Genomic DNA, 26,958 nt, shown 5'->3' with positions numbered 1-26,958 from the left:
ATAATAACAAAGACTTTTCGTCTATAATGCCCGCCATCTATTTTTTAACAAGGCATATTTATGCGATTTTTAAAAACTTTAGGCCTGATGACTCTCACCAGTTTATTATTTTCTTGCGGTAGTGGTGGATCATCTTCAAACATTTCTTCCGGTTTTCTCTCTGCCGCTCCTGTTGATAATGCAAATTGTTCTATTTATAAAATCACTTTAGAAGGTGCAAAAGGTGATAAATTAACCTCCAAGATTAGCAAAAAGGGTGTCGTTGCATTTAGTAATATTGGTTATTCTGGCAAGGCTTTAATTGAATGTTCTGCTGGAGACTATACCGATGAAGCGACAAACGATGAAAAACAGTCGCCAATGTTGCGAGCAGCACTTAATTTCACCGAGGGTGAAAAATTTGCCATCACCCCATTAACTGAAATTGCCGTACAAATTGATACCGACCTTAACAAGGTTATCGATACGCATAACAACACAGTTGCCAATGCTTTTGGTTTGTCAGGAAAAAGCATTACCTTAATTCTCCCTACGGATATTGATAAAATTGATGTAGGCGATGACGATGCTGGAGATTATGCAATGATTTTAGCAATGCTTTCAAAATTTGAAAGCCAGGGCGCAAGCGAGAGCAATAGTCTTAGTAAGGTTATAGATTTATTCAAAGTTGATTTAGCTGATAAGACATTAGATCGGATGACTGTAGAAAAATTAATAATGGCACTTAATGCTTTAGAGAGTAAGTTTAAAAATGTTAATGCCGATAGAATTAAAGCAAATATGATTGGCAACCCGTTGCTTACTAACTTATTAACCAAAAACTTGATTAGTGGTAGCGCTGCAACTTTTACATTTGACAATATCGGTGGTGATGCTGGTAATTGTGGTGTTGAACCCAATCTTCCAAGTGGCTTAACAATAGCACTGACTGAAGGGAGTTGTGAGATCTCTGGCACACCAGTTGCACTACAAGACACCATAACTTACACCGTTAAAGCCACTAATTTAAAAGGCGATAGCACAGCCACAGTAAGTATTAGAGTTGATTTGGATACGCCAAAAAATCTGGTGGCCACCATAGGAGATGGTACTATTGCCTTGGCTTGGAGTGCAGTTAGTGGTGCAACAGGATATAAAATATATTACGCCCAAAATGAAATTAGCGCATCCAACTTAGGCAGTGCCTTGTTAATGCAAGCATCCAATGCTAGTGGAATCGTTAACAACTTAACCAATAGCACAAAATATTATTTTGTTGTTACAGCGGTAAAAGAGGGTGTTGAAAGTTCTCTAAGTGCTGCAATAAGTGCCACTCCTGTTTTAAGCAAGCCATCGATCGCCAGCTTGCCAGCCAAACATTTAATTCTTCATGATAGCATCACAGCCTTTGTGTTCAATAATACAGGTGGTGCTATTAGTAGTTGTAGCGCCACAAGCCTTCCAAATGGCTTGTCAATAATGCTTACTAACGGCAGTTGCCAAATCTCTGGCACACCAACTACACTTCAAAATGCCACAACTTACACCATTCAAGCCACTAATGCAAGCGGTGATAGTTCAGCTACGATAAGCATCAGTGTTGGTTTAGGCATGCCAAGAAATCTCACAGCAACCAAAGGTGATGCCGCTGTTGACTTAACTTGGAGTGCAGTTAGCGGTGCAACAGGATATAAAATATATTACGCCCAAAATGAAATTAGCGCATCTAACCTAGGTAGCGTCTTGTCAGTGCAAGTATCTAGTGTTAGTAGAACCGTTAACAACTTAACCAATGATACAAAATATTATTTTGTCGTTACAGCGGTAGAAGGAGGCACCGAAAGCCCCTTAAGTGCTATGGTAAGTGCTACCCCTGTTTTAAACAAACCATCACTCGCCAATTTGTCTGCCAAACAGTTAACCCTTAATGCCAGTATCGAAGTTTTTGCGTTCATAAACACAGGCGGCATTGCTAGTAATTGTAGTAGCGAACCCAGCCTCCCAAGTGGCTTAACAATGACCCTTGTTGGTGGTAGTTGTCAAATCTCTGGCACACCAGCCACTCTTCAGGCTGTCACGGTTTACACTATTAAAGCCACTAATACAGCAGGCGATAGTACAGCTACGATAAGCATCAGTGTTAGTTTAGGTGCACCAAAAAATCTTGTAGCAACCGAAGGTAGTAACATCGTTGACTTAGCTTGGGACGCAGTTAGTGGTGCAACAGGATATAAAATATATTACGCCCAAAATGAAATTAGCGCATCCAATCTAAGCAACGCCTTGTCAGTACAAGTATCTAGTGTCAGTGAAACTGTTAACAACTTAACTAACGACACAAAATATTATTTTGTCGTTACAGCGGTAAAAGGGGATGCTGAAAGTGCTCTAAGTGCCATGGTAAGCGCCACTCCTATTTTAAGAAAACCATCACTTGTCAATTTATCAGTCAAACATTTAACCCTTAATGCCAGTATTGAAGTTTTTGCGTTCATAAATACAGGCGGTCTTGCCAGTAGTTGTAATAGCGAACCTAGTCTTCCAAGTGGTTTAACAATAACCCTTGTTGGTGGCAGTTGTCAAATCTCTGGTACACCAACCGCACTTCAAGATGCCACGACTTACACCATTAAAGCCATTAATTCAGTAGGCGACAACACAGCCACGGTAAGTATTAGCGTGGTTTTAGGTGTGCCAAAAAATCTTACAGCAACCAAAGGCGACACCACCGTTGACTTGGCTTGGGACGCAGTTAGTGGTGCCACAGGATATAAAATATATTACGCCCAAAATGAAATTAGTCCATCCAATCTAAGTAATGCTTTGTCAGTACAAGTGTCTAGTGTTAATGACACCGTTAACAATTTAACTAATGACACAAAATATTATTTTGTTGTTACGACAGTAAAAGGGAACGCTGAAAGTTTTCTAAGTGCCATGGTAAGTGCCACTCCTGTTTTAAGCAAACCATCACTTGCTAATTTACCAGTCAAATATTTAATCCTTAATACTAGTATCGAAGCCTTTACATTTATAAACACAGGCGGTCTTGCTAGTAGTTGTAGCAGTGAAACTGGTCTCCCAAGTGGTTTGACAATGGCACTTATGAATGGCAGTTGTCAAATCTCTGGCACACCAACCACGCTTCAAAATGCCGTAACTTACACCATTAAAGCCACCAATTCAGTAGGCGATAACACAGCCACGGTAAGTATTAGAGTTATTTTAGGGATACCAAAAAATCTTATAGCAACCAAAAAAGATGCTGCCGTTGAGTTGGTTTGGGATGCAGTTAATGGGGCAACCAAGTATCAAGTGTATCATGCCAAGCAAAGTTTTAGTGGTCTTAGTGACTTATCCAACTACGCTTCTTTAGATGGTGGTTCGTTATTGCGAAATGTTAAGGATCATAATAAAACCATTACTGGCTTAATCAATGACACAAGATATTATTTTGTTGTTACAGCGATAAAAGGCGCCGATGAAAGTTCTCCAAGTGCCATGGTAAGTGCCACCCCCGTTTTAAGCAAGCCATCACTTGTTAATTTATCAGCCAAACATTTAACCTTTAATGCCAGTATTAAGGTCTTTACATTCATGAATACAGGCGGTCTTGCCAGTAGCTGTAATAGCGAACCTGGTCTTCCAAGTGGCTTAACAATAGCCCTTGTTGGCGGCAGTTGTCAAATCTCTGGCACACCAACCGTACTTCAAGATGCCACAACTTACACCATTAAAGCCACTAATTCAGCAGGTGATAGTACAGCCACGATAAGCATCAGCGTTGATTCAATCACGCCAGAAAATCTTACATCAGCCAGAAGCAATGGCGCCGTTTCCTTGGCTTGGAACGCAATTAGTGGGGCGACAAAATATCAAGTATATTATGCAATGCAAAGTTTTAACGGTATTAGCGATCTGTCAAACTATGCCTCTTTAAATGGTGGCTCGTTATTGCAAAATATCACAAGTAACAGTAAATTCATTGCCAATTTAACCAATGGCACTAAATATTATTTTGTTGTTACAACCACTAAAGATGCCGTTGAAAGTGACAAATCTAACGAAGTAACAGCTACCCCGTTAATCGGGGTGCTTAATGATACAGGTATAACTCAGGGCGGGAATTATGAGTCGGGTAATAATGACACTTGCACAGGCGAAAAAATAGCAGCACAAGATTGCTCACATGGACGAGATGGCAAAGCAGTCGCTGGCACTTTAGCAAAAGTGGGTGGTGGCATGGCTGGGTTTGATTTCACCAAACTTGGTAGTACAGGCAATGTGTTAAGTATTCAAAATGCAACATGGGAAGCAGACGACACAGGCGACACTGGCACAGAAAGTGCTGGCACTAAATGGTCTTGTGTGAAAGACAACCATACAGGATTGGTTTGGGAGGTAAAAAATTATAGTAACAAATTTACTGAATATGCTTGGGGTGGAAAAACTGCACTTGGCAGAAACCATGCCAGTAATCAAGGCGCATATAACGATGACTGGACAAGTTTAGTGGACAGTAAGAATGCTGGCAATGGTTACTGTGGGTTTACCAATTGGAAGGTGCCGACTATTATTGAGTTGAGAAGTATTGTTCATCAAGGAATGGTCAGCCCAAAAATTGACAACCATTACTTTCCAAACACAGAGACAAGGTTAAGCGTTTGGTCATCTTCACCTTCTGCTAGCAATCTCTTCCTTGCGTGGCAACTGCGATTTGATGCTGGCTATAATCACGGCTACAGTCGTGGTAGCAAAGGTTATGTTCGTTTGGTGCGTTCTGGACAGTGATTTTTTATTTTTTTTATAACAGGCAATACAAACCAATGCAATATCACAACAGATTTCCCATTTATCTTAATATCAATCGTCTAGTTGCAGAAATGGAGAATGCACAGCATTTCCTTGGGTATTGTAAATATACACTAGGCGATAAAACAAGAAAAACAGTCTGTGATTTGAGTGAGGTGTTAAAAATAAAAGGCTATGTGTATAATTGCTACAAACAACGCCGAGTCAGGCAATTGTTTGTATCCAGCCACACACTAAGTTACATTAGCAATCGACCTTACCTAATTTACCAATGAGACCTTTGTATAAATATGAATAATCATCAAGAATCCCCATTTTACCCACTTGGTAATTTTTTAAACCCAGCTTTAGCTCTGCTAGGACAAGGTTTAAGAAAACACCAATTGGGCAAAGATTGAATTTTACTAACTCATCCATAATTTATGCAAAGGTCTTAACAATATTTTTAATTTTTTAATTAATAGGAAAAAATCATGAAAACCCCTCTCTTTTTAACATTAACTTTTTTAGTAAGTTTGGCGAATGCTCAATTTTGTAAAGACTACATTCCTAACAATTGGCAGGATAGTCGCTATACCAATCATAATAGCACCATCACCGATAAAATCACAGGGCTTATGTGGAAACAATGTGCCGAAGGGTTAAGTCATAGTACTGGTGGCAATGATTGTGCCACAGGCGTACCTTCGACAAACACTTGGCAAGAGGCATTGCAAGTACCACTTAGCGTAAATACAGGCTCGGGTTTTGCAGGGTACAAAGATTGGCGCTTGCCAAATGTAAATGAACTAAGGTCACTTGCAGCTGATAATTGTTATGACCCCAGTATTAATACAACTATATTTCCAAATGCACCTACTAGCTTTTTTTGGTCGTCCTCACTTAGTTCCAAAAATTCTAGTAATGCGTGGATGCAGAATTTTGCTGATAGTTCTAATGCTTCCAATAAACGCACTATCAAACATCATGTTCGTTTAGTGCGCTCCGAGCAGTAATTTTTATTTTGTTCTTGTTGCAGTTCAGTCTTAACAGTAAAGCGAATGCTTTGTTTCCAAGTTGAGGGTATTTTAGTTGATGGTGTTAACCACATTAGTCACCACAGTAGACCTTTTATCTAGTGCAAGTTTTCAACCTTATACGCCCATCAACGATTTTTGGACATCCTCGTATAGCACTGACAATAACCTCAAGCACACTTCGTTTCGGCTGAATTTTATCCATGGCCTAGATAGCCACGGCTATCGTCCACGACAGTTAAGATCCCTGCATAGCATCCCAAAACCAACCATCAAAACCCAAAACCCTCAATTTTTGACTTTTCAAAGTCAAAAAACATATAAAATCCAACTTTCATTAAAAAAATCATCAATATCAACTATAAATCGCTCATTTTCTACTCTTTTTTTACTCTTTCCACAAAAAAAACACAATAATCCCTAGGCTGTATTTAATCCCTTGTTAATATAAACATTCGCCGCTCTAACTAGATTATAAGCAATAGCTTTAAGATTAACTTCGCTGGCAACTTTCTCTAAACCAATATAACGACTTCTTGCCAAACCATAAGTGCGTTTGAGCGTACCAAAGGTGCGTTCAACCACAAACCTTCTTTTGCTGATTGCTTTATTGCGTAATTTATTCCAATGACTCATTTGCTTGCCTTTGGGTTTTTTGCGCATAATACCATCTCTTAACTTTTGTGCTTTAAGTGCTTCACTATTAGCTTGAGAGGCTGCTCCTTTGTCGTATAAAACGCTTACGCCTTTTTGATTGCCTGCCTGTTTAACATTTTCTTCAAAATGAGTCATTTCACTATCATTAGCAGGGTGCGTAGTGGCTTTGTTAATTAATCCATTGGCATCAGTTGTTACTACTGATGAATATCCATAAGTGTATTTTCCCGCCTTAAATGTCCATCTTGCATCTTTATCGTCTGAATATTGAATTGGGTTACTATCAATCTTATAAACCTCACCAGTTTTGTGTGTTGTAATAATCTTCTTAGTGCGTCTAGCGCTTTGAATTAAGGTGCATCAGATTGTGCCATGTGCCTATTAATAGCGCTTTAAACAGACTAACAGCAGAATAGTCAACTTTAATATGAGACAGATCTTTGGCTATAACTTCCCAATCGATAACTTTGTTAATGATGTCTAGTTGGGAGTTTGGTATGTTGATAAAACTATCAGCAAAGGTTTGTTCTTGAGTGGTTTTAACTCGCATTTTTTTGTAAGTGTTTGATAATTATAGTATTTTATCATAAATGCTAATATTTGCATAAGGTTTTGAGGGTTGATTTGTGATTTTTTTTTGGTTTTTAGTTTAATGCAGGGGTCTTATAAGACTTGAATTGGACATGGATGTTGAATAAAGGGCAAATTTTATTCGGTTGTGAATTTTTATAAAGTAAAGTCTATCTAGTGGGGCTATAAATGGGCTTTATAACAATTTACAAATGAGTGAAAGTTGGTCTTTAATTGATATTTATATCTGATACAGAGCTTATAGTAGGGGGGGTGAATTTCTATTCATTTGTAGTGAAAAACATAATAACAAAGACTTTTCGTCTATAATACTTACCATCTATTTTTTAACAAGACATACTTATGCGATTTTTAAAAACTTTAGGACTGATGACTCTCACCAGTTTATTATTTTCTTGCGGTAGTGGTGGATCATCTTCAAACATTTCTTCCGGTTTTCTCTCTGCCGCTCCTGTTGATAATGCAAATTGTTCTATTTATAAAATCACTTTAGAAGGTGCAAAAGGTGATAAATTAACCTCCAAGATTAGCAAAAAGGGTGTCGTTGCATTTAGTAATATTGGTTATTCTGGCAAGGCTTTAATTGAATGTTCTGCTGGAGACTATACCGATGAAGCGACAAACAATGAAAAACAGTCGCCAATGTTGCGAGCAGCACTTAATTTCACCGAGGGTGAAAAATTTGCCATCACCCCATTAACTGAAATTGCCGTACAAATTGATACTGACCTTAATAAGGTTATTGATACGCATAACAACACAGTTGCCAATGCTTTTGGTTTGTCAGGAAAAAGCATTACCTTAATTCTCCCTACGGATATTGATAAAATTGATGTAGGCGATGACGATGCTGGAAATTATGCAATGATTTTAGCAATGCTTTCAAAATTTGAAAGCCAGGGCGCAAGCGATAGCAATAGTCTTAGCAAGGTTATAGATTTATTCAAAGTTGATTTAGCTGATAAGACATTAGATCGGATGACTGTAGAAAAATTAATAATGGCACTTAATGCTTTAGAGAGTAAGTTTAAAAATGTTAATGCCGATAAAATTAAAACAAATATGATTGGCAACCCGTTGCTTATTAACTTATTAACCAAAAACTTGATTAGTGGTAGCGCTGCAACTTTTACATTTAACAATATCGGTGGTGATGCCGGTAATTGTGGTGTTGAACCCAACCTTCCAAGTGGCTTAACAATAGCACTAACTGAAGGGAGTTGTGAGATCTCTGGCACACCAGTTGCACTACAAGACACCATAACTTACACTGTTAAAGCCACTAATTTAAAAGGCGATAGCACAGCCACAGTAAGTATTAGAGTTGATTTGGATACGCCAAAAAACTTGGTGGCCACCATAGGAGATGGTACTATTGCCTTGGCTTGGAGTGCAGTTAGTGGTGCAACAGGATATAAAATATATTACGCCCAAAATGAAATTAGTGCATCCAACTTAGGCAGTGCTTTGTTAATGCAAGCATCCAATGCTAGTGGAATCGTTAACAACTTAACCAATAGCACAAAATATTATTTTGTTGTTACAGCGGTAAAAGAGGGTGTTGAAAGTTCTCTAAGTGCTGCAATAAGTGCCACTCCTGTTTTAAGCAAGCCATCGATCACCAGCTTGTCAGCCAAACATTTAATTCTTCATGATAACATCACAGCCTTTGTGTTCAATAATACAGGTGGTGCTATTAGTAGTTGTAGCGCCACAAGCCTTCCAAATGGCTTGTCAATAATGCTTACTAACGGCAGTTGCCAAATCTCTGGCACACCAACCGCACTTCAAAATGCCACAACTTACACCATTCAAGCCACTAATGCAAGCGGTGATAGTTCAGCTACGATAAGCATCAGTGTTGGTTTAGGCATGCCAAGAAATCTCACAGCAACCAAAGGTGATGCCGCTGTTGACTTAACTTGGAGTGCAGTTAGCGGTGCAATAGGATATAAAATATATTACGCCCAAAATGAAATTAGCGCATCTAACCTAGGTAGTGCCTTGTCAGTGCAAGCATCTAGTGTTAGCAGAACCGTTAACAACTTAACCAATGATACAAAATATTATTTTGTTGTTACAGCGGTAAAAGGGGATGCTGAAAGTGCTCTAAGTGCCATGGTAAGTGCCACTCCTATTTTAAGCAAACCAGTACTTGCCAATTTATCAGTCAAACATTTAATCCTTAATGCCAGTATTGAAGTTTTTGCGTTCATAAATACAGGCGGTCTTGCCAGTAGTTGTAATAGCGAACCCAGTCTTCCAAGTGGCTTAACAATAACCCTTGTTGGTGGCAGTTGTCAAATCTCTGGTACACCAACCGTACTTCAAGATGCCACAACTTACACCATTAAAGCCACTAACTCAGCAGGTGATAGTACGGCCACGATAAGTATCAGCATTGATTCAATCACGCCAGAAAATCTTACATCAGCCAGAAGCAATGGTGCCGTTTTCTTGGCTTGGAACGCAATTAGTGGGGCGACAAAATATCAAGTATATTATGCAATGCAAAGTTTTAACGGTATTAGCGATCTGTCAAACTATGCCTCTTTAAATGGTGGCTCGTTATTGCAAAATATCACAAGTAACAGTAAATTCATTACCAATTTAACCAATGGCACTAAATATTATTTTGTTGTTACAACCACTAAAGGTGCCGTTGAAAGTGACAAATCTAACGAAGTAACAGCTACCCCGTTAATCGGGGTGCTTAATGATACAGGTATAACTCAGGGCGGGAATTATGAGTCGGGTAATAATGACACTTGCACAGGCGAAAAAATAGCAGCACAAGATTGCTCACATGGACGAGATGCCAAAGCAGTCGCTGGCACTTTAGCAAAAGTGGGTGGCGGCATGGCTGGGTTTGATTTCACCAAACTTGGTAGTACAGGCAATGTGTTAAGTATTCAAAATGCAACATGGGAAGCAGACGACACAGGCGACACTGGCACAGAAAGTGCTGGCACTAAATGGTCTTGTGTGAAAGACAACCATACAGGATTGGTTTGGGAGGTAAAAACTGGTAGTAACAAATCTACTCTATATGCTTGGGGTGGAAAAACTGCACTGGGCAGAAACCATGCCAATAAGCGAGGCGCATATAATGATGACTGGACAAGTTTAGTGGACAGTAAGAATGCTGGCAATGGTTACTGTGGGTTTACCAATTGGAAGGTGCCGACTATTGTTGAGTTGGGAAGTATTGTTCATCAGGGAATGGTCAACCCAAAAATTGACAACCATTACTTTCCAAACACATCTACAGTTACAACATTAAGCGTTTGGTCGTCTTCACCTAAAGCTGACAATCACGACCTTGCGTGGCAACTGCGATTTAGCGCTGGCTTTAATCACGGCTACAATCGTAATAGTAAAGGTTATGTTCGTTTGGTGCGTTCCGGACAGTGATTTATTTTTTTTATAACAGGCGATACAAACCAATGCAATATCACAACAGATTCCCCATTTATCTCAATATCAATCGTCTAGTTGTAGAAATGGAGAATACTGCACAGCATTTCCTTAGGTATCATAAATATACACTAGGCAGCAAAACAAGAAAAACAGTCTGTGATTTGAGTGAGGTGTTAAAAATAAAAGGCTATGTATATAATTGCTACAAACAACGCCGAGTCAGGCAACTATTTGTATCCAGTCACACACTAAGTTACATTAGCAATCAACCTTATCTAATTTAACAATGAGACCTTTGTATAAATATGAATAATCATCAAGAATCCTCATTTTACCCACTTGGTAATTTTTTAAACCCAGACTTAGCCCTGCTAGTACAAGGTTTAAGAAAATTACCAAGTGGGCAAAAATTGAATTTTGCTAATCACCCATATTTTATGCAAAGGTCTTAACAATATTTTTAATTTTTTAATTAATAGGAAAAAATCATGAAAACCCTTCTCTTTTTAACATTAACTTTTTTAGTAAGTTTGGCGAATGCTCAAATTTGTCAAGGATACATTCCTAACAATTGGCAGGATAGTCGCTATACCAATCACAATAGCACCATCACCGATAAAATCACAGGGCTTATGTGGAAACAATGTGCCGAAGGATTGAGTCATAGTGCTAATGGCAATGATTGTGCCACAGGCACACTTACGACAAACACTTGGCAAGAGGCATTGCAAGTACCACTTAGCGTAAATACAGGTTCGGGTTTTGCAGGGTACAAAGATTGGCGCTTGCCAAACATAAGTGAACTAAGGTCACTTGCAATTGATAATTGTTATGACCCCAGTATTAATACAACTATATTTCCAAATGCACCTGATGGCTTTTTTTGGTCGTCCTCACTTAGTTCCAGCAATTCTAGTAATGCGTGGATACAGAATTTTTCTGATAATTCTAATGCTACCGATAAACGCACTATTAAACATCATGTTCGTTTAGTGCGTTCTGAGCAGTAATTTTTATTTTTCCCTTGTTGTAGTTCAGTCTTAACACTCAAGTGAATGCTTCGTTTTCAAGTTGGGGATATTTTAGTTGGCAGTGTTAGCCACATTAGTCACCGTAGTAGACTCTTTTGTCTAATGCAAGTTTTCGCCCCATCAACGATTTTTGGACATCCTCGTATAGCACTGACAATAACCTCAAGCACACTTCGTTTCGGCTGAATTTTATCCATGGTCTAGGTAGCCACGGCTATCGTCCACGACAGTTGTGTGCGCTTTGGATGGTGATACCATTTTTAAAAATAAACCAAACAGTCTAGCGTTCACCCTGATCCTAAGTATTAGCAGTAAAAATATCCATGCTATCAATAAGTATTACAGGTATTTTTACTGCTAATACTTGGGCGATTGTAAGCACCATATTATTCATTTTATTTTTAAAAATGGTATCACTTTATATAAAGGTCTCATTAAAAAAGTCTAAGAGATTATTCTATTGACGGGGAAAATAGGGTAGAATAATGCGATTGTTTTTATAACAATAAAATTTTGTTTGCAACGGCGCAGACAGTTTAACAACGATTGTTAGTAATCAAAATTATTTAAAAAAATAGGAGAAAATATGTCTGCAAAAGATGTAATGAAGATGATAAAGGATAACGAAGTGAAATTTATTGACTTTCGTTTTACTGATACTATAGGCAAAGAACACCATGTAAGTGTTCCAGCTCACACCATTGACAGCGAGAAATTAGAAGAAGGGCAAATGTTTGATGGTTCTTCAATCGCTGGCTGGAAGCCAATTAATGAATCTGATATGATTATGAAACCAGATACAGCAACGGCAGTTTTGGATCCATTTACCGATGAATCTACTTTGAACATTACTTGCGATATTATTGAATCAAATGATATGAAGGGTTATGAAAAAGACCCTCGTTCTATTGCTAAACGCGCTGAAGAATATTTAAATGAAATAGGGATTGGTGACACTGCTTATTTTGGCAATGAGCCAGAATTTTTTGTCTTTGATAGTGTTAAATGGGACACAGGTTTTGGCTTAGGTAAGGCGTTTTATGAAATTAATTCTGAAGAAGCAGACTGGGAGTCTGGTTCTGATTTTGAAGGCGGTAACAAAGGGCACCGTCCTAGAATTAAAGGTGGCTACTTTCCAGTTCCTCCTGTAGATTCATTACATGATTTACGCTCACAAATGTGTTTGGCCATTGAAGAAATGGGGGTAACCACTGAAGTGCATCACCATGAAGTAGGCACAGCAGGTCAATGTGAAATTGGTGCTTTGTTTAACACTTTGGTAAAAAAAGCAGACGAGACGCAAATCTTAAAATACTGCATCCATAATGTGGCACATGTTTACGGCAAAACTGCCACTTTTATGCCTAAGCCAATTGCCGTTGATAATGGCAACGGTATGCATGTGCATCAGTCAATTTTCAAAGATGGTAAAAACTTATTTGATGGTGATGAATACGGCAAGTTAAGTCAAATGGCGCTTTATTATATTGGCGGTATTATCAAGCATGCTCAGGCGCTTAACGCCTTTACCAACTCTTCTACCAACTCTTATAAGCGTTTGGTACCAGGGTTTGAAGCACCAGAAATGTTGGCATATTCGGCTAAAAACCGTTCTGCCGCTATTCGTATTCCTTTTGTATCTAGTCCAAAAGGTCGTCGTATTGAGGTGCGTTTCCCAGATGCAACGGCTAACCCGTATCTTGCATTTTCAGCGATGTTAATGGCAGGACTTGATGGCATTAAAAATAAAATTGAACCAGGAAAGCCGGGTGATGAAGACTTGTATGAATTGAGCGAAAAAGAGAAAGCTGCTATTCCTAAGGTTTGTAGTTCGTTAGACCAAGCACTTGAAGCGCTTGACAAAGACCGTGAGTTTTTAAAGCAAGGCGGCGTGTTTACTGACAATGTAATTGATTCATTTATTGGACTAAAAATGAAAGAGGTAACCGCATTACGCGCTTCTCCTCATCCTGTTGAGTTTGATATGTATTATAGTTGTTAAGCCAACCTAGGTTTTAACTTAAAAAAAGCCGTGCAATTGCACGGCTTTTTTGTGTCTAAAAGGCTGTAAAATAGCAAAAATTATTTGCGATGAGATAACTGATGAAAGAATTAAGAAATGATTGGACACTAACAGAAGTTGAGGCTTTATTTGCACTGCCTTTTAATGATTTATTGTTTCAAGCGCACACGATTCATAGAGAAAATTTTGATCCAAATCAAGTTCAAGTAAGTTCTTTGTTAAACATTAAAACGGGCGCTTGCCCAGAAGATTGTTCGTATTGTTCGCAAAGTTCTAAATACGACACAGGGTTAGAGCGGGAAAAGTTAATGGAAGTTGATACAGTGCTTGAACAGGCACAAGAAGCAAAAAACAAAGGGGCGACTCGTTTTTGTATGGGTGCTGCTTGGCGCAATCCAACTGACAAAAGCTTGGACAAAGTCATTCCTATGATTCAAGGTGTGAAGGCTATGGGCATGGAAACTTGTGTTACTCTGGGAATGTTGACGCAAGCACAAGCATTTACTTTAAAAGAAGCGGGGTTGGATTATTACAATCATAATATTGATACCTCAAAAGAAAACTATTCAAATGTGATTACTACACGCAATTTTCAAGACCGATTGGATACTTTAGAGTCTGTGCAAAATGCCGATATTCATGTATGCAGTGGCGGTATCTTGGGTTTGGGTGAAGGGCAAACCGATAGAGCATCTATGTTGCGTTCGTTGGCGAATTTAGCACAACACCCAGATAGTGTGCCACTCAATCTTTTGGTGCCAATCCCTGGTACCCCATTTGAGAAAGTTGCCCCACCAACGGAAAGTGAATTTGTTCGCACCATTGCAGCGGCACGCATTATGATGCCAAAATCAGTGGTGCGTTTATCAGCAGGGCGCACCGAAATGGGCGAAGCAATGCAAGCACTGTGTTTTTTTGCAGGTGCAAATTCTATTTTTTATGGCGAGCAATTATTGACAACAGACAATCCAGACACCAATACCGACCAAATTCTGTTTGAAAGATTGGGCATTAACCAAGCATCTTTGGTGTAAGCCTTATAGGCGATATAAATAGCTGCCAATGACTTTTGCCGCATTGGGTTTGGCGAGTTTTTTTGCATTTTTACTCATGACATTGAGTTTTTCAGTGTTGAATGCTGTTAGTGTTGAGGTTAACAATTCAATGCTTAATGCCTTTTGTTCAATCAAAATACCAGCGTTGTTATCGGCTAAAATTTTGGCATTATAAAATTGATGATTGTCAATCGCATGAGGCAAGGGAATTAAAATACTGGGTTTGGCTGAAAGCATTAATTCCGACACTGTCATTGCGCCAGCACGACACAAAACCACATCTGCCCATGCGTAAGCATCTGCCATATCATCAATAAATGCCGTTATCTTTGCATTTTTGTTTGCATATTGGGCTTTAACATTGTCTAAGTGTTGTTTACCCGTTTGATGCCAAATTTCAATATCGATATTTAATTGACTGACAATATCATTGATAGGCTTAGATCCAAGACTGCCACCAACAATCAATAAGTTGAGTTTTTTGTGGTTGTTGTGATTTTCTTTAGGTTTAAATAACACAGGATTACCAGTGGTGATAGCATTGTCAAATGCACCATCAAATGCTTGAAAAGTTTGGGTGGCAATTCTGGATAGCATTTTATTGGTGGTGCCGGGGATTGAGTTTTGTTCATGAATAATCAAGGGAATGCGCAAAACCCAAGCAACCAAGCCGCCAATGCCTGAGGCAAAGCCACCCATGCCCAATACTGCACTAGGTTTAACTTTGAAAAACACACGCAAGGTTTGTAAAACAGCAAGCGACAATGAGAAGGGGGCTTTAATCAGCGTGAGTGCACTTTTGCCACGCAATCCAACGGCATTAACGCTGTGGAGTTTAATATTGTGTTTGGGCACCAGTGTATTTTCCATACCGTGTTTTGAGCCAAGCCACTCAACATTAACCGAGTGGGATTTGAGTGCTTTGGCAATTGCCAAAGCGGGAAAAATATGCCCGCCCGTGCCACCTGCCATTATTAAGATAGTTTTAGACATAATATTTTCGCTTGGTTGAATCCGCTTTATTTTCCATATTGATCCTCAATAATAACGCCATAGAAATGAGTGCAAATATAATACTTGAGCCGCCATAACTAACCAATGGCAAGGTAAATCCTTTGGGTGGAATCAAGCCAAGGTTCATAGCGATATTAACGCTAAATTGCATACTCAACCAAGTGCAAATGCCAAAACCAACATACGAACTGTATCTGCGGTTATCTTTAAGTGCCTCTTTGGCAATTTTAAACCCTTTGAGCATAATATAAGTAAAGGTAAGGATAACAAATAGCATGCCAATAATACCAGTCTCTTCACCGATAATGGCAAAAATCATATCGGTATGCGGCTCAGGTAATTTGGTGTATTTTTGAATGCTATTACCCAGTCCCACGCCAGTCCAATCGCCTCTGGCAATGCCAACGAGTGCTTGTTTGGTTTGCCACACTTTGTCAGAATGATTGAGCCACAAGTCATCTCTCCAAAAGGAAGTAAAGCGCTCAACTCGGTTTGGGTTGAGGGAAATGAGGCCAACCACGAATAGCAGGGCAACCCCGCCAAAAATAAACAACTGCTTTAAATAAACACCAGAAGCAAGCAACATTGCCAATACAGTTGCTACAACAATAATGGTTGCACCAAAATCAGATTCAAGTAGTAACAATACACCCGGAACAGTAATAATGACTAAAGTTTTGATAAACCCCATCCAAGGGCGTCTTAAGTCTTTTTCTTGCTCAACCAAAAAACCAGCAACAAATAAAATAATAACTATTTTTAAAATTTCAGAAGGTTGCAATTTGAATGCAACTAAATCAATCCAGCGTGTAGAGCCATTAATGGTTTTGCCTATGGGGGAAAAAACCACTGCCAACAATATAATGGTAATCAAAAAAAGCCAATAACGATTTTCTTTGTAAAGAGACAAAGGAGATTTAAGCACCAAAAGACCAAAAAACATACCAAGTACAATATAAATAGCCTGATTAATGGCTTTGCTATAATTACCAAAATGCCCAATAGAGGCAGAAGATGACAGTATCCAGCCAAAGATTATCAGCGCCAAAATAGCAACAAGTAAGTTTTTATCAGGCAATTGAGCAGTTTTATTGAATATTTTTGAGAGCATAAAGGTAAGCAAGTAATTTGACCGCTATTTATACCTTAAATTCAAAAGTGATTAGTTAAGATTTTAATAATCCTTGTGGGATAATGTTCGTTTTGTAAAAAACAACAATAAACTTATGATTTCTACTGCTAACATTACGATGCAATTTGGTGAAAAGCCTTTATTTGAAAATATTTCCATCAAATTTTCCGGCGGCAACCGTTACGGCTTGATTGGTGCAAATGGTTGTGGCAAGTCAACCTTTATGAAGATTTTAACAGGCGAATTGACGCCAACGCAAGGCACAGTCCATGTTAGCGATGGTGAGCGATTGGGCATTTTGCACCAAGATCAATTTGCGTTTGAAGATTTTCGTGTGGTCGATGCCGTGATTATGGGGCATAGCGAATTATGGAAAATTAAGCAAGAAAGAGACCGTATTTACGCCTTGCCAGAAATGAGCGAAGCAGACGGCACCAAGGTGGCAGAATTAGAGATGGAATTTGCCGAAATGGATGGCTATATGGCAGAATCTTCTGCCAGTGAATTGCTATTGGGTTTAGACATTCCCGAAGACCAACATTATGGCTTGATGAGCGAAATCGCCCCCGGTTGGAAACTTCGTGTATTGTTGGCACAAGCTTTATTCTCCGACCCTGAGATTTTATTATTGGACGAACCAACCAACAACTTGGATATTAATTCAATTCGCTGGCTAGAAGGTATATTGAAAGCCCGTAAAGCCACAATGGTTATTATTTCGCACGATAGACATTTTTTAAACGGCGTTTGTACACATATGTCAGATTTAGATTATGGCGCATTAAAAACTTTCCCCGGTAATTATGATGACTTTATGATTGCAGCAACTGCCATTCAAGAAAAAATGCAAACCGATAACGCCAAGAAAGAAGCAAAAATGAAAGAACTCAAGCACTTTGTTTCTCGCTTTTCAGCCAACGCCTCTAAGTCCAAACAAGCAACTTCACGCCTAAAACAACTTGATAAAATTGTTTTAGACGATATGCGCCCCTCCTCAAGAGTCAGTCCATATATCAATTTTAAACAAGACAAAACCCTGCATCGAAACCTTATCGAAGTAGAAGGACTGTCCAAAAGTTTTGGCGATTTGTCCGTCCTAAAAGACATGAACTTTATCTTTGAAGTCGGCCAACGCGTTGCCATTATCGGGCAAAACGGTGTCGGAAAAACCACACTATTACGCACACTGATTGGCGAAATAAAAGCCGACAAAGGCAAGATTAAATGGAGTGAAAATGTCAATATCGGCTATTATGCACAAGACCACAGTGCCGACTTCGAAGAAGATATGAGCGTCCTAGACTGGATGGCACAATTCAAAAAACCCAGCCAAGAAATCCAAGATATGCGCGCCGTTCTAGGCAAAATGTTATTCGGTAAAAATGACATCGATAAAAGCATTAAATCTCTATCTGGTGGCGAAAAAGGCAGAATGTTATTCGGTAAATTAATGCTACAAAACCCTAATGTCCTCGTTATGGACGAGCCCACCAACCACCTTGATATGGAATCCATTGAAGCCCTTAACCTAGCACTAGAAAACTACGAAGGTACCCTAATTTTCGTCAGCCACGACAGAGAATTTGTCTCATCACTCTCCACTAAAATTGTCGAATTAACAGAATCAGGTGCTAATTATTATGCGGGTAATTATGAAGATTATTTGAAAACACAAAAATAAAATGAGTGTAATTGTAAATTGCCGAGGGAAAGAAACCATGGATACTGGTAATAATATAATTATCCTTGACGAAGTAAAATATAAAACTCTTAGTGGTATTGACTTGTTATTTTTTGAAGAAGTCAAGGTGTTTGATAATATTTTTACTGCCAATACTTGGGCGATTATAGGTACTATATTGTTTAGTTTATTTTTGAAAATGGTATAAATAATAAAAAAAACCACATAAACATTGTTTTTATGAAATAATTTAAAACTTTTGTTGTAACCTGTTTGCCAAGCGCTGTAAATTTTTCTATATCAATACCACTAATTATCTAGGAGCTTTATTATGAACACATTTAATCGTTTTATCGTCAACATGATGCTATTGTTATCCACCCAAGCCTTAGCAACTAATACAATTGACATAAGTAACACGCCAACAGTACCTGAGCAGCCTCGTGTAAATGCCTCTGCTCAGCTTCTAGGACTCACTATTACCGCAAAAAAACGCTTAGGTGCCAGCGGCAATATTCTCTATATTTCTATACATGGAGCGGCAACAAATGGTTGTAAATTCTACCAAAAACATTTTAACAACACTTATCAAGATATAGCATGCGGTCAGCGTCTTTTTTATTCAAGATCCAGTACTGCTGACTTGGCAAATTACATTAATACTTTAGAGTTTTTTAGTTCATCGCCAGGAAGTTCAGCAGTAAATATTAACACTGAACCAGAGGTAACACTTAGCGGAGGAAAAGACGCCGTATCTGCCAAAGCCCAAGTAACAATCTTCACTCCAACATCTGCCAATACCGCTAAAACATACACTATTACAATAAACAACATTCCTTATGTAACACAAGTAAATGCCAGCACTCCAATTAAAGCAATTGTTGAAGCTTTACAAGCAAAAGTTACTACAAATACTGCCATTACTTGCACAGAAGACGGCAGTAAAATAATTTGCACAGCAAATACTGCCAATACCGCTTTTACCTACGCCACCTCTGTTGCCGATCGATAGCACAGACAATTATAAAACCCCAATAATTTAATTTCTCTTATTTCAAACCTATTAAACTAAACAAAAAAAATCAGAGCAAATAAATTAAATCAAGATTTAATAAATAAAGATGGCAGTTATGTTTCTGAAGATGCAAGCATTATTGATGGGTATATTTTTTATTTTGTTCAAGAAGAGGCGTTACACCTTTATGAACAAGACCTTTATTTTAAAATTATTTCTGAATTATGATTGCGGCTTTTGAACATTTAAGACTTAAAATTTATGGACTTACCGAATGACAATCATAAAACAAACAATTAATCGCTTCATTGACAGAGATGGCTTTGATTCTGCGGCAATATTGTCGTTTTCTACTTTGTTTGCGATTGTGCCGGGATTGGCGGTGGGGTTGAGTGTGTTTTCTCTTTCGCCTTATTTTTTGGAATTGCAACAGTATTTGGAGCAATTTTTGTTCACTCAACTTTTGCCAAAGAATCAAGGGGTAGTGGAAAATTATGTGCAACAGTTTGTTGCTCATGCGCAAGAATTAAAGGGTTTTACTTTTGTGTTTTTATTAACGACGGTGATTTTTTTATTGTCTGCAATTGACAAACGAATTAATTTAATTTGGCACGATGAGCATCGTCGTCATTGGGTGCAGAGTTTGGTGTCTTATATGTTGGTTTTATTTATTGGGCCAATTCTTGTTGGGGCTTCGTTGCTTGTGAGTTCTTTGGTGATGGCGTTGACATTTTTTAATCAATTGTCTGTGGCGCCGTATATGACTATTTTGGTAACATTGGGTTTGTCCAGTCTGGGATTTTCGATTTTGTATTACGCCACTCCGTTGAAAAAAGTGCGATTTATTAATGCCTTTAAGGCTGGTGTGATTGCAACGCTTGGTTTGGAAATAATTAAATATGCTTTGTTTGTTTATATTCAATATTTTTCCGTTTATGAGTTAATTTATGGCACATTGTCTGTTTTGATGTTGTTAATATTGTGGATTTATTTGGCGTGGATAATTGTGTTATTGGGTGCCAGTTTTTGTTATTGTCTTGAAAGTAAATAGCGTAAAATCAACGCACTTATAAAAAACATCAATTTTTTATGTTTACAGGCATTATTCAGGCCATTGGTCAAATCAAAGGTAAAACCCTGCATGAAAAAGGTGCGGTGTTTGGCTTTACATCAGATGCCTTGGATTTTTCCACTGTTGAAATCGGCGATAGTATTGCGGTAAGTGGCGTGTGTTTAACGGCAATTAAAGTCAGTAGCAATGGTTTTATCGCAGATGTGTCGCAGGAAACGCTAAATTGCTCTATTTTTGGCGCTCTATCGGTGGGTAATGTTGTTAATCTTGAAAAGGCGTTAAGATTAAACCAAGGTATTGATGGGCATTTGGTCAGTGGGCATGTGGATGGACAGGGTAAAGTGGTGGGCAAGATTATCGAAGGAAAGTCAGTGCGTTTTGAAATCAATGTGCCGCAGTCTTTGGTAAAATATATTGCTAAAAAAGGCTCAATTACCGTGAATGGCGTTAGTTTGACGGTAAACCGTATTGAAGAAAATGATTTTGACATTAATATCGTGCCACATACGCTAAGTGTAACGACATTAGGGCAGTTGACGGTAGGCGATGCGGTCAATTTGGAAGTTGATATTATTGCCCGACACCTTGAACAATTAATTAAAAACAAATAATAAAAATGAAGACTAAAGCTAGCATTGAAGCGATATTAGAAGATTACAAGCAAGGCAAAATGATTATTTTGCTGGACGATGAAGACCGTGAAAATGAAGGTGATTTGATTATTCCTGCTGCCACTGTTACCAAAGAAGACATTAACTTTATGGCGACCTATGGCAGAGGGTTGATTTGTTTGACACTAACGCAGGAGCGTTGCCAGCGTCTTAATTTGCCTTTAATGGTGGCGCAAAATAACGATGCAAATGGCACAAATTTTACTGTTTCAATTGAAGCGGTAGAGGGTGTAACCACGGGCATTTCTGCCGCAGATAGAGCCAAAACAGTCTTGGATGCGGTTGCACCAAATGCCAAGTCTAGCGATATTGTGCAACCGGGGCATATTTTTCCATTAATGGCACAACCGGGTGGCGTGTTGATTCGTCCGGGTCATACTGAAGCGGGATGTGATTTGGCACGCCTTGCGGGTTTGGAGCCTGCCTCTGTGATTGTTGAGATTTTAAATGAAGATGGCTCAATGGCACGCCGTGACGATTTAGAGTTGTTTGCGCAAAAGCATAATATTAAGTGGGGTACGATTGAAGATTTAATTTCTTATCGAATTGAAAATGAAAAAACTATTGAGCGGGTGGATGAGCGTCCATTTAGCACCAAATATGGTGATTTCACATTGGTGTCGTTTTTGGATAGCATTCATCAGCAAACACACACTGCCTTAGTTAAGGGCGATATTGATAAAGACACCCCTGTTTGCGTGCGTGTACACATGGAAAATGTATTTACCGATGTTTTGCAAGAAAGCAGTGATTCTTTGGGGGTTAACGATGCACTGGCATATATTAGCAAAGAAGACAGTGGTGTGTTTTTGTTAATTCGTTCAACTGAAAGCAGTAACGATGTTAAAACTTATGGGGTTGGCGCGCAAATTTTGTCCGATTTGGGTGTGAGTAAAATGCGTATTTTGGGCAGTCCAAGAAAACTGAATGCTATCAAAGGCTTTGGCTTAGAAGTAACTGAATATATTACAAATAAAAAGTAGGCGATATGGAATTTAAGTTTAACAAAGACGCAAATGAAGATTTTTTAATAAATAAAAAAATTGCCATCATTGTTGGTTATTTTTATCAAGAGATTGGTGATAAATTACTGGCTGGTGCATACAATATTCTAGAAAAATACGGTATTGACAAAAACAATGTTAATGTTTTTTATGTACCAGGTGCGTTTGAAATCCCATTAATGGCTAAACGAATAGCCACATTGAACAAGCAAGTAGCCAAAGAAGGAAAAGAAATGCGGCGTATAAAGGGTTATTATGATGGTATTCGCCCTTATGATGGCATTGTTACTCTGGGAGCAGTCATTAATGGCGAAACCCCACATTTTGATTTTGTGTGTAACGAATGCGCTCGTGGGGTTGCCGATGTGTCTTATCAATATGAAATCCCCACCACTTTTGGCGTGCTGACTACCAACAATATGGAGCAAACCATTGGCAGAGCAGGTGGCTACAAAGGCAACAAAGGCGAAGAGGCAGCCATGGCAATGGTTGAAATGCTGTATTTACTTGGTAAAACGCATTAATATGACATTCACAACCCCTAAACATCGCTCCAGAGAGCGTGTGGTACAAGCACTATATCAATATATAGTATCAGGTGGCGAAGTATTAAAAATTGAACAACAATTTTTAAATCAAAAGTCTGGCAAAATTTCAAAAGCCTTTTTTTCCAACTTGTTCATTAACATCCTTAAAAACCGCACCGAATTAGATGCGCTCATTGCCCCCACCATCAGTAGAGAGGCGAATGAACTGGGTACTGTGGAACAAGCAGTGCTGTATCTAGGGGCATATGAACTTCAAAACAGCATTGAAGTGCCTTATAAAGTTGTTATTAACGAGGCGCTTGAAGTTGCCAAATTATACGGTGCAGAAGGTGCATTTAAACTTGTTAACGCTTCGTTAGACAAGTTAGCCCAGTCCCTTAGAAAAATTGAAATAGAGGCCTCAAAATGAAAAAAATTGTCATCATCATCGCAAGCGTATTGTTTTTAAGTAGTTTCTTTGTGCTTAAAACAATGTACAGTTATGGCAAAGATGCCGAAAGAATTGCCTTTCAAGGGGTGTATCATCCCAAAACTGCAATATAAAATGAATTGTTGCAACGAAAAAATGGATAAAAAATTACTGTGTTATTGCTTTAACATTAGTGAACATGCTTATTTTGAAGCCTTAAAACAAAACAAAGCGCATATTTTAAAAGAATTTGTGGTTTTTCAAACGAAGCACAATTATTGTCATTGTAAAAACCTCAATCCTTCAAAACAATGCTGTTTGAAAGACTTTAAAGCATTTAAAAAAATAGAACAAAAAGATTGATTCCATTGAATGAGTTTAAACATATTTGGGATAAGAAATACCCTAGCATTGCCAAATCATGCCATAATCACTGGGGTGAATTATCAACATTTTTTAAGTATCCGCAGAGCGTTAGAACACTAATATACGCGACTAACCCAATAGAATCTTTAAACGCTATTACCCAAATCCAAAAATAGAAATCACAAACCTGGTACCATCCCTTACCCCATCTGCATTTACAAAAAACAGCCGCCGAACCTATGGGTGGGGCTAATTTTTTTGCAAACACAGATGGGGAAGGGGGTAGTACTATGTTTGCAATTTCTATATTTGGATTAGAGAATACAGGAAAAAATGGCAAAGAACCAAAGTTAGGAGCTGGAGTGAGATTTATCTTCAACTATGTGTATTTTTTGATGATATTATGGGAAAATATGGGAAATAGTTAGGGAGTAAAAGGTGGGTTTACACAGTTTAATTTACACACTCTTTTTGAAAATTATATCACCAGGTTTTTGTTGATCCATCAGGTTTAATAGCGATAAAATCATCAATGGTTGAGTAAATATCAATATAACCCTTGTCATCTGGAGCGTTAGCCCCTTTATGATTTAAACCACCCCAAGAACTAATTGTACCATCAAGTTTAATGGCAGCAAATGCACTGCCAGTTGAATAAATTTTAATATAACCATTATCTTTTGGCGCATGAAGTCCGCCGCAAACTGAACAGCCCCACGCTTTTATTGACCCATCGGGCTTAATGGCAGCAAATGCACCGCCAGTTGAATAAATATCTATGTAACCACTGTCTGTTGGTGCATCTGCTCCACCTCCATAACTTGTTTCACCCCACACTTTGATTGAGCCATCAGTCTTGAGAGCGGCAAAAGCAAATTCAGTTGAATAAATTTTAATATAATTATTGTTAGTTGAATTTTCATGAAAACCAGCCCAACTCCCCGTAAAAACCTTTATTGAGCCATCAATATGAAGAGCAACAAAGGCGACATGATTTGAGTAAATTTTAATGTAACCGCTGTCAGTTGGCAGGTGTTTATCAATTATTCCGGAGCCCCAAACTGAAATTGAGCCATCGGACTTGAGAGCGGCAAATGCGCCATCAGTTGAATAAATATTTATGTAACCACTGTCTGTTGGTGCGTTTAACCCCCCGAAATACGATTTACCCCAAACGGTAATTGAACCATCATTCTTAATAGCAGCAAAGGCATATGAATTTGAATAAACCTTAAGATACCCCTTTCCTGTTGGTGCGTCCGATACCTTTCCATAGTCGTCGTTACCCCAGGCAGTTATTGAGCCGTTATTTTTAATGGCAACAAAAGTATTCTCATTTGAATAAATTTTAATATAACCATTGTCAATTGGTGCGTCTGAACCTCCGTAATCAACATCTCCCCAAGCTATAATTGAGCCATCGTATTTAAGAGCAGCAAACGCTTTAATATTTGAATAAATTTTTATGTAATCATTGTCACTAGGCGCATTAGATCCCCCACTGCTTGCATCTCCCCAGGCTGTAATTGTCCCATCATCGTTGATAGCAGCAAAGGCATAAAAGTTAGGGAAAAGTGGTGCATTTTGTAGCCCGCTAAAATCATTGAACATAGAAGAAACATCAATTTCAGAAAAACTCCTGATCTTCTTTTTTATATTACAAGAGTTTTCAGTCGCTATTATTTGTACTTCTGCTAGAGATAAATAGTTATTGCCTAGCAATTGGATTTTAACAAAACGACCTTGTTTGCCATTCACACCCAAATCAATAACTATTTTAGGGTTGGGTATCGATCTAAACTTTTGTTCGTAGGTAATGGCATTAAAGTTTTCTTCGGTAGAAACAATTACCTTGTAATTATTCAGCCTTCCTTTGCAGCAATCTGTACGATTGTAAATAATAATCTGACCAATGGTTTGAATCTCCTCCAAATCAACTTGCCACCAAGCGCCTTGTTGTTTCTTGGTATGCGTAGTACTTGCATCCCAAAAATAGCCACTTGTGTTACCATCTACGGCTTTTGAAGCAAGAGGATCGGTGTAATGTGGATATGTGCTAGACTGGGTAGCAAATTTTCCAAAAGCTAAATTGACATTATTAGCATAAACATTAGTTATTAAAAAAATAACAGATAACACTGTTAATAACGCTATACGAGTAAAGTTGCCCGTAATACAAAAATAAACTGGGTACCTCCAGAAACCCCGTAATTTAGGAGGGTTAGAAAATAGTGCATTTTTTAGCCAAAAATGAGGAGAACAGCCTGCTATTTGATGAATTTTTGAATGAAAAAGGTGCCGTTTTATATTTTTCATAAATTGTATTGGGGTTTTTGGAGGTGGTCTATATTTAGATTGGGACGCTCTTATGTCAAAGATGCTTGGTTAATACCCAATCTTTCAAATAGAATGTGGTCGGTATTGGTATCTGGATTGTCTGTTGTTAATAATTGCTCTCCATAAAAAATAGAATTGGTGCCCGTAAAAAAACACAGAGCTTGCATTGCTTCGCTCATCTCGGTGCGCCCTGCTGATAAACATACCACTGATTTTGGCATCATAATGCGTGCTACTGCAATGGTGCGGACAAATTCACTTTCCGTTGGTGGTGCAACTTTCTCAAATGGGGTGCCAGGAATTGGCACCAAAAGATTAAGTGGCACACTATCTGGATGTTGTGCTAAATTCGCTAACGAACGCAACATGGACGCCCTATCGGCAAGCCCAAGATGCCGCCACTACATACATGAATATCAGCATTTTGCACAGACTCCAAAGTGTCTAATCGGTCTTGAAAATTGCGTGTGGTAATTACATTTGAGTAGTTTTCCTTCGAAGTGTCAATATTATGATTGTAATAATCTAACCCCGCTTCTTTTAAGGTAAATGCTTGTGCTTGCGTCAGCATTCCTAAAGTAACACAAGTTTCCATACCCATGGCCTTTACACCTTGAATCATGGGAATAACTTTGTCCAAACTTTTGTCAGTTGGATTACGCCAAGCAGCACCCATGCAAAAACGCGTCGCTCCTTTGTTTTTTGCTTCTTGTGCTTGCTCGAGTACCACATCAATTTCCATTAACTTTTCCCGCTCTAAACCCGTGTCGTATTTAGAACTCTGCGAGCAATACGAACAATCTTCTGGGCAAGCGCCCGTTTTAATGCTTAACAAAGAACTTACTTGAACCTGATTTGGATTGAAGTTTTCTCTATGAATCGTATGCGCTTGAAACAATAAATCGTTGAAAGGCAGCGTAAATAAATCCTCAACTTCTGTTAGCATCCAATCGTTTCTTAATTCCTTCATAAGTTACCTCATCAAATAAGTGTGGCAATTTTACAGTCTTTTAAATATAAAAAACTGTACAAAAGTCAACAGTTTTTCATACAATTTAATTCTCCGAAAAAACAATTCAAAACAACAAGAGACTCTTGTATAAATCAACCCATCAACCTGATAAA

General features: G+C 38.4%; 25 protein-coding genes and 2 pseudogenes. 21 read left to right on the top strand and 6 right to left on the bottom strand.

The window, feature by feature from the left end; genetic code table 11:
* Window positions 1–60: 60 nt before the first annotated feature.
* The 3 genes from MS2017_RS05950 (at window position 61) to MS2017_RS05945 (ending at window position 5,786) form a co-directional block, all read left to right on the top strand.
* Entirely contained in the window at window positions 61–4,770 is a 4,710-nt protein-coding gene (locus tag MS2017_RS05950; protein ID WP_122951585.1) for a fibronectin type III domain-containing protein, read from the top strand.
* A 35-nt stretch (window positions 4,771–4,805) separates the two neighbouring features.
* Window positions 4,806–5,066: a hypothetical protein gene (locus MS2017_RS11275; protein WP_164707629.1), complete on the top strand. Its 261-nt coding sequence runs from the start codon at window positions 4,806–4,808 to the stop codon at window positions 5,064–5,066.
* 198 nt (window positions 5,067–5,264) lie between these two features.
* Window positions 5,265–5,786 carry an Lcl C-terminal domain-containing protein gene (locus tag MS2017_RS05945; protein ID WP_122951584.1) on the top strand — a complete coding sequence of 174 codons (522 nt, stop codon included), beginning with the start codon at window positions 5,265–5,267 and terminating at the stop codon, window positions 5,784–5,786.
* A 441-nt stretch (window positions 5,787–6,227) separates the two neighbouring features.
* On the opposite strand, the gene MS2017_RS05935 is transcribed toward MS2017_RS05945, so the two are convergent.
* Together MS2017_RS05935 and MS2017_RS05930 are read right to left on the bottom strand one after the other, a co-directional pair.
* Window positions 6,228–6,752: a transposase gene (locus tag MS2017_RS05935; protein ID WP_277424506.1), complete on the bottom strand. Its 525-nt coding sequence runs from the start codon at window positions 6,750–6,752 to the stop codon at window positions 6,228–6,230.
* Window positions 6,753–6,801: 49 nt separating this feature from the next.
* Window positions 6,802–7,014: a hypothetical protein gene (locus tag MS2017_RS05930; protein ID WP_122951581.1), complete on the bottom strand. Its 213-nt coding sequence runs from the start codon at window positions 7,012–7,014 to the stop codon at window positions 6,802–6,804.
* A 383-nt stretch (window positions 7,015–7,397) separates the two neighbouring features.
* On the opposite strand from MS2017_RS05930, the gene MS2017_RS05925 reads away from it, so the two are divergent.
* The 6 genes from MS2017_RS05925 (at window position 7,398) to bioB (MS2017_RS05910) (ending at window position 14,563) form a co-directional block, all read left to right on the top strand.
* On the top strand, window positions 7,398–10,469 hold the full coding sequence (locus MS2017_RS05925; protein ID WP_122951580.1) for an Lcl domain-containing protein: 3,072 nt from the start codon (window positions 7,398–7,400) through the stop codon (window positions 10,467–10,469).
* A gap of 32 nt (window positions 10,470–10,501) precedes the next feature.
* Window positions 10,502–10,759, top strand: coding sequence for a hypothetical protein (locus tag MS2017_RS11270; protein WP_139458940.1), 258 nt, complete (start codon window positions 10,502–10,504; stop codon window positions 10,757–10,759).
* 21 nt (window positions 10,760–10,780) lie between these two features.
* Window positions 10,781–10,927, top strand: a complete 147-nt coding sequence (locus MS2017_RS11265) for a hypothetical protein (RefSeq protein WP_164707628.1) — start codon at window positions 10,781–10,783, stop codon at window positions 10,925–10,927.
* 36 nt (window positions 10,928–10,963) lie between these two features.
* Window positions 10,964–11,485, top strand: coding sequence for an Lcl C-terminal domain-containing protein (locus MS2017_RS05920; RefSeq protein ID WP_071565061.1), 522 nt, complete (start codon window positions 10,964–10,966; stop codon window positions 11,483–11,485).
* Between the two features lie 607 nt (window positions 11,486–12,092).
* Complete coding sequence (glnA, locus tag MS2017_RS05915) at window positions 12,093–13,508, top strand: type I glutamate--ammonia ligase (RefSeq protein ID WP_122951579.1); 1,416 nt, start codon at window positions 12,093–12,095, stop codon at window positions 13,506–13,508.
* 101 nt (window positions 13,509–13,609) lie between these two features.
* A complete protein-coding gene (bioB, locus tag MS2017_RS05910) occupies window positions 13,610–14,563 on the top strand; it encodes a biotin synthase BioB (RefSeq protein WP_122951578.1) in 954 nt (317 codons plus the stop codon).
* Window positions 14,564–14,566: 3 nt separating this feature from the next.
* Here bioB (MS2017_RS05910) and murG read toward each other — a convergent pair whose 3' ends face one another.
* Together murG and MS2017_RS05900 are read right to left on the bottom strand one after the other, a co-directional pair.
* Window positions 14,567–15,577: an undecaprenyldiphospho-muramoylpentapeptide beta-N-acetylglucosaminyltransferase gene (gene murG / locus MS2017_RS05905; protein WP_122951577.1), complete on the bottom strand. Its 1,011-nt coding sequence runs from the start codon at window positions 15,575–15,577 to the stop codon at window positions 14,567–14,569.
* Window positions 15,570–16,709, bottom strand: coding sequence for an FtsW/RodA/SpoVE family cell cycle protein (locus MS2017_RS05900; RefSeq protein ID WP_122951576.1), 1,140 nt, complete (start codon window positions 16,707–16,709; stop codon window positions 15,570–15,572). Before MS2017_RS05900 ends, murG begins: the two co-directional genes overlap by 8 nt.
* A gap of 115 nt (window positions 16,710–16,824) precedes the next feature.
* Here MS2017_RS05900 and MS2017_RS05895 point away from each other — a divergent pair, with 115 nt between their 5' ends.
* The 12 genes and pseudogenes from MS2017_RS05895 to MS2017_RS05850 all read left to right on the top strand — a co-directional run bounded on the left by MS2017_RS05895 (window position 16,825) and on the right by MS2017_RS05850 (window position 23,924).
* On the top strand, window positions 16,825–18,411 hold the full coding sequence (locus tag MS2017_RS05895; protein ID WP_122951575.1) for an ABC-F family ATPase: 1,587 nt from the start codon (window positions 16,825–16,827) through the stop codon (window positions 18,409–18,411).
* A gap of 1 nt (window position 18,412) precedes the next feature.
* On the top strand, window positions 18,413–18,619 hold the full coding sequence (locus MS2017_RS11260) for a hypothetical protein (protein WP_139458944.1): 207 nt from the start codon (window positions 18,413–18,415) through the stop codon (window positions 18,617–18,619).
* Between the two features lie 123 nt (window positions 18,620–18,742).
* Window positions 18,743–19,423, top strand: coding sequence for a hypothetical protein (locus MS2017_RS05890; RefSeq protein WP_071565066.1), 681 nt, complete (start codon window positions 18,743–18,745; stop codon window positions 19,421–19,423).
* 277 nt (window positions 19,424–19,700) lie between these two features.
* On the top strand, window positions 19,701–20,477 hold the full coding sequence (locus MS2017_RS05885) for a YihY family inner membrane protein (protein ID WP_122951574.1): 777 nt from the start codon (window positions 19,701–19,703) through the stop codon (window positions 20,475–20,477).
* 38 nt (window positions 20,478–20,515) lie between these two features.
* Entirely contained in the window at window positions 20,516–21,109 is a 594-nt protein-coding gene (locus MS2017_RS05880) for a riboflavin synthase (RefSeq protein WP_122951573.1), read from the top strand.
* Window positions 21,110–21,114: 5 nt separating this feature from the next.
* On the top strand, window positions 21,115–22,152 hold the full coding sequence (gene ribB / locus MS2017_RS05875; RefSeq protein ID WP_071565069.1) for a 3,4-dihydroxy-2-butanone-4-phosphate synthase: 1,038 nt from the start codon (window positions 21,115–21,117) through the stop codon (window positions 22,150–22,152).
* Between the two features lie 5 nt (window positions 22,153–22,157).
* Window positions 22,158–22,697, top strand: coding sequence for a 6,7-dimethyl-8-ribityllumazine synthase (ribH, locus tag MS2017_RS05870; RefSeq protein ID WP_122951567.1), 540 nt, complete (start codon window positions 22,158–22,160; stop codon window positions 22,695–22,697).
* 1 nt (window position 22,698) lies between these two features.
* Window positions 22,699–23,130, top strand: a complete 432-nt coding sequence (gene nusB, locus MS2017_RS05865) for a transcription antitermination factor NusB (RefSeq protein WP_071565071.1) — start codon at window positions 22,699–22,701, stop codon at window positions 23,128–23,130.
* On the top strand, window positions 23,127–23,264 hold the full coding sequence (locus MS2017_RS11255; protein ID WP_164707627.1) for a hypothetical protein: 138 nt from the start codon (window positions 23,127–23,129) through the stop codon (window positions 23,262–23,264). Before nusB ends, MS2017_RS11255 begins: the two co-directional genes overlap by 4 nt.
* A 22-nt stretch (window positions 23,265–23,286) precedes the next feature.
* A complete protein-coding gene (locus MS2017_RS05860) occupies window positions 23,287–23,493 on the top strand; it encodes a bacterioferritin-associated ferredoxin (RefSeq protein ID WP_164707626.1) in 207 nt (68 codons plus the stop codon).
* A 17-nt stretch (window positions 23,494–23,510) separates the two neighbouring features.
* A pseudogene (locus MS2017_RS11900) lies at window positions 23,511–23,648 on the top strand (transposase); the annotation flags it as partial.
* Window positions 23,649–23,735: 87 nt separating this feature from the next.
* Window positions 23,736–23,924, top strand: coding sequence for a hypothetical protein (locus MS2017_RS05850; RefSeq protein ID WP_122951570.1), 189 nt, complete (start codon window positions 23,736–23,738; stop codon window positions 23,922–23,924).
* A gap of 55 nt (window positions 23,925–23,979) precedes the next feature.
* On the opposite strand, the gene MS2017_RS05845 is transcribed toward MS2017_RS05850, so the two are convergent.
* A complete protein-coding gene (locus tag MS2017_RS05845; RefSeq protein ID WP_164707625.1) occupies window positions 23,980–25,635 on the bottom strand; it encodes a galactose-binding domain-containing protein in 1,656 nt (551 codons plus the stop codon).
* Window positions 25,636–25,862: 227 nt separating this feature from the next.
* Window positions 25,863–26,803: pseudogene (gene bioB, locus MS2017_RS05840) on the bottom strand (biotin synthase BioB).
* Window positions 26,804–26,958 lie beyond the last annotated feature (155 nt).

This window comes from Bathymodiolus thermophilus thioautotrophic gill symbiont (assembly GCF_003711265.1).
Classification (GTDB): Bacteria; Pseudomonadota; Gammaproteobacteria; order PS1; family Pseudothioglobaceae; genus Thiodubiliella.
Note: the sequence above shows the minus strand (reverse complement) of the source record. Positions and strands in the feature narration are given on the sequence as shown.